Below are 4,070 nucleotides of genomic sequence, written 5' to 3'. Positions count from 1 at the left end.
CCCGCGAGCAGGCTTTTTACAGTAACTGGAGCCAGTACCGACTCCAGCTGCCGTGGCTCGCGCGCGCCCGTTTGACCATGGACTCTATCCGCTTTTTTTGGGAGAGGTGGTTGCTGTTTTATAACCATGACAGGCAACAAGTCTTAATGAAAACCTTGGGTCTTGGCAGTTGGAGCTGGACAAAATTATTTCTGTACTGGATAGGAAGCCTCTTGTTATTTTTGCTTTTACTATGGGCCGGCTATTATTGGAGGCAGAAGACAGTAGACTCCTTGACCAGAGAGTACCAGCGTTTCCAACAAGAATTACGCAAGTTCAATATTGCACAAAATCCGCCGCTAACCTTGGCTCAACAGTTAGGAGAACTCGCAAACCAAAAGCCGAAGTTAAAGGCATTCATCACCCGCTTTCTTGCGCAATATGAACACTTAAGGCTGCAAAAAAATGAGCAAGAAGATTCAGTTGCGCGCCACGAAACCTATCGACTCATTAAATCCTTGCGAGCGAGGATAAAAAAAGAGTAATTTGTAATGGACAAATTCATTTCTAAAGCGGATATGGCGATACAAACAAACTGGTGCATCATAACAGGCCCTCCCTCTTCAGGTAAAACTACCCTGATTAACGCACTCTCCGTACAGGGATATCAAACAGCCCCTGAGATCGCCCGTGCTTATCTAACCTATCTTTTATCCGCGGGCGAAATCCGTCAGTTCCACAATAGAGGGGAAGCAGCCCTTCAGGATAAAATTTTTTCCCTAAAACTGGAGCGCGAACAGCAGTTACCTGTCAATGATTTGATTTTTTTCGATCGCGACCTGCCCGACAGCCTTGGATATTACCGCTATTATCATTTAAATACAGATAAAATCCTTAAAAAAATGCGCCACTACCGCTATAAACACGTTTTTTTTCTAGAAGGATTGCCCGTCATTTACGATAACATTCGCTATGAGGATGAAGTCACCGCAAAACAGCTTGGGCAGTATATCTATGACGCTTATCTGGAATTAGGTTATGAGGCAGTCAAGATACCGCCTGTTTCGGTTGAAAAACGCATCGAAATGATTTTGAAAATTGTTAGGGATCATGCCAATAATCAAGGATCAATATAAGGTAAATACAGGATGAAATTAACCTTTTTAGGCGCAACCCAAACGGTTACCGGTTCCAAATACCTAATCGAATCTGCTCAACGCAAAATCCTTGTTGATTGCGGATTATTCCAAGGATATAAAGCGCTCAGGCTTAAAAACTGGTCTCCGTTGCCAGTCCAGCCAAAAGATATTGATGCTGTTATTTTGACGCATGCCCATATTGATCATTCAGGCTATCTGCCCTTATTGGTAAAAAATGGTTTTACGGGATATATCTATACAACTCAAGCGACATTTGACCTATGTTCCATCTTATTGCCAGACAGCGGGCATATCCATGAAGAAGATGCCAAAAAAGCCAATTTATACGGTTACTCAAAACACCACCCTGCCCTGCCTTTATATACAAAAGAAGACGCGGAGCGTTCTCTTTGCCAGTTTAAGACCATACAGTTTAGCAAATCATTTGATTTATTCGATACATTTGAAATAACCTTGCGCCGCGCAGGCCATATCTTGGGTGCCGCAATGGCGCAAATAGAAACAGAAAAAACAAAATGCCTGTTTACAGGGGATTTAGGCCGCCCGCTAGATCCTGTCATGAATCCGCCTGATCTTGTACAAGACACGGACTATTTGATCCTTGAATCCACCTATGGCGACAGACTGCATGATCCAAGCGACCCCAAAGACAGGTTGGGTTCAATCATCAGGGAGACCGCAAAGCGGGGAGGAAGTATTTTAATTCCTGCTTTTGCCGTAGGACGCAGCCAAGCTGTTTTGTATTATCTTCAAAAGCTTAAAGAAGAAGGACAGATCCCAAATCTTCCTATTTATCTCGACAGCCCCATGGCAATCGATGCAACAAAAATTCTGCAGAAACACCTGGGAGAACATAAGCTTTCTTATGAGCAGTGCGAGAAGACATGCCATATAGCTAAATACATCAACACCGTTGAAGAGTCAAAACAGATCGACCAGGAGACAATGCCAAAAATTATCATTTCTGCCAGCGGGATGATGACCGGGGGACGTATTTTGCACCATATAAAGGCATATGCGCCCCACTCGAAACATACCATTCTTATTAATGGATTCCAGGCTGGCGGCACGCGCGGCGATCGGTTGTTAAAGGGAGAGCGTGTTCTAAAAATTCATGGAAAAATGGTTCCGATTAATGCTCATATTGAATATCTCACCAATACTTCAGCCCATGCCGATTATGAAGAAATATTGCAATGGTTAGAAGGATTCAAGCGCTTTCCCCGAAAAGTATTTATTACCCATGGTGAACATCAAGCCTCCTTGAGCCTCAAAAGTAAAATTGAATCCCGATTTGGCTGGATGTGCGAACTGCCGGCATACCTGGATGAAAAAATTCTATAGGTTCATTGAAGTCATAATCTATTTGCAACAGAACCCCGATTAAAGTGAATACTTATGTTTCAGTACGACATTTAGCCCTTTCTCGGTTAAGGAGAGAAAATTGTAATGTTGATCAGCCGTAGTCCTTTCAAGCCATTCATTGGCTATGCAGATATCCGCCAGTTTTTCAACCTGGCGCAAGCTTAGATCATCACCGTATTTTTCCCTTAAGCTTCTCAGCATATCATCGTCAATGCTGAGAAATACCTGATTATGAGCCAGGCCGCGAACTTCCATGTCCTCATAAAAATATAGAAGCAATCCATATTCATCCATATCATATCCTTATTTTTTGTTCATCCTTTCATAGGCCGCAATTTCTATTGGCAGGAACTGCAATATCCATCATTTTGGGATTAGGGAGATTCAAATTGTTCATCAGCTCAATATATTCCTCGCGGTTTTTCACCTGCAATCTTGGATTATATTTTTTTTCCTCTGCGATAGAACTTACGGTCATTCCCTTGTAATCATGGCCAGGATAAACAAGCGTTTTTTCCGGCAGATTAAACAAGCAATTCATGATGCTATCATACTCCTTGCCCGCATCGCCATTTTGAAAATCTGTTCTTCCGGTTCCTCGTATCAGCAACGTATCGCCTGTAAATACTCGATCATTTACAAAAAAACAATATGAATCATCTGTGTGGCCAGGCGTATGAAACATTGTTAGGGTTAAGCCGTCAAACTCTAATTGGTCTTTATCACGAAATTTTTTTGATACGCAATCAGCCAGGCTTTGCTCGCCCATCATGGATTGACATTGCAGCGTTTCCCGCAGCTCTCCAATTCCTGTGACGTGGTCGGCATGCAGATGGGTATCAAGAGCGGCTACCAGAGTTAATCCCAACTCCCGGATCAGTTGCACGTACTGGCTAACATTTTTTTTAACCGGATCGATAATGACCGCCTTTTTTCCATAATCAGCCGCAATCAAATATGTATAGGTTGAAGATTCACTATCAAACAATTGTCGAAATAACACTTTTCTACTCCTTAAACTAAAATGGTTATTGCGTATTGCGCTTGAATCGTATCAAAGCATGATTTGCACGGCTCACAGCGTCATGAAGCGCTTTTGCAGGACTTTTTATTCCAGAAAACATGGACTCAAGCTCTTCGTCATTGATTTGACGAATTTGGTTATGTATTCCGGTCAACCCCCGCACTGCTTCATCGGTATTTTCCGTTAATTCCTTTTGCGCCAAAACTAGTGTCGGATGGGCGCTTAATGCCGGCAACTTCTGATATGCCCCCTTTGTCCCGAGAGGCAAATATCCTGTATTTAGATGCCATTGCAATTGTACTTCAGGTCTTGAAAAGTAAATAAAAAACTCAGCAATGCCTTCATAAACCTTATCAGGCAACCCGCTCACAACCCATATGGCAGCGCCGCCAGTTACGTTATTAAAACGTTTGGGGCTGATATCTGCATCATAGGGCAAGGAAGCAACCCCAATTCGAAACGAAGCCATGGCAGCAAAGCTGTTATAACCGCCTGAAGATTGCGAATAAAGAGGGCAACGCCCGCTGGTAAACAAAACCGTT

General features: G+C 42.9%; 5 protein-coding genes and 1 pseudogene. 3 read left to right on the top strand and 3 right to left on the bottom strand.

Annotation, left to right across the window (positions count from 1 at the left end; genetic code table 11):
* From Llon_RS11530 to Llon_RS04295, 3 genes and pseudogenes are all read left to right on the top strand, one after another.
* Positions 1-524, top strand: a pseudogene (locus Llon_RS11530) (transglutaminase family protein); the annotation flags it as partial.
* Positions 525-530: 6 nt separating this feature from the next.
* Complete coding sequence (locus Llon_RS04300; protein WP_237758257.1) at positions 531-1,115, top strand: AAA family ATPase; 585 nt, start codon at positions 531-533, stop codon at positions 1,113-1,115.
* A 12-nt stretch (positions 1,116-1,127) separates the two neighbouring features.
* On the top strand, positions 1,128-2,483 hold the full coding sequence (locus tag Llon_RS04295) for an MBL fold metallo-hydrolase (protein ID WP_058528831.1): 1,356 nt from the start codon (positions 1,128-1,130) through the stop codon (positions 2,481-2,483).
* A gap of 39 nt (positions 2,484-2,522) precedes the next feature.
* Here the strand turns inward: Llon_RS04295 and Llon_RS04290 are convergent, their stop codons facing one another.
* The 3 genes from Llon_RS04290 to Llon_RS11730 all read right to left on the bottom strand — a co-directional run.
* Entirely contained in the window at positions 2,523-2,798 is a 276-nt protein-coding gene (locus tag Llon_RS04290) for a hypothetical protein (RefSeq protein ID WP_058528830.1), read from the bottom strand.
* Positions 2,799-2,826: 28 nt separating this feature from the next.
* Positions 2,827-3,507: an MBL fold metallo-hydrolase gene (locus tag Llon_RS04285; protein WP_058528829.1), complete on the bottom strand. Its 681-nt coding sequence runs from the start codon at positions 3,505-3,507 to the stop codon at positions 2,827-2,829.
* 25 nt (positions 3,508-3,532) lie between these two features.
* A partial coding sequence (locus Llon_RS11730; RefSeq protein WP_237758256.1) for an extracellular solute-binding protein occupies positions 3,533-4,070 on the bottom strand: 538 nt, incomplete at its 5' end.

This window comes from Legionella londiniensis (assembly GCF_001467825.1).
GTDB classification, from domain to species: domain Bacteria; phylum Pseudomonadota; class Gammaproteobacteria; order Legionellales; family Legionellaceae; genus Legionella_A; species Legionella_A londiniensis.
Note: the sequence above shows the minus strand (reverse complement) of the source record. Positions and strands in the feature narration are given on the sequence as shown.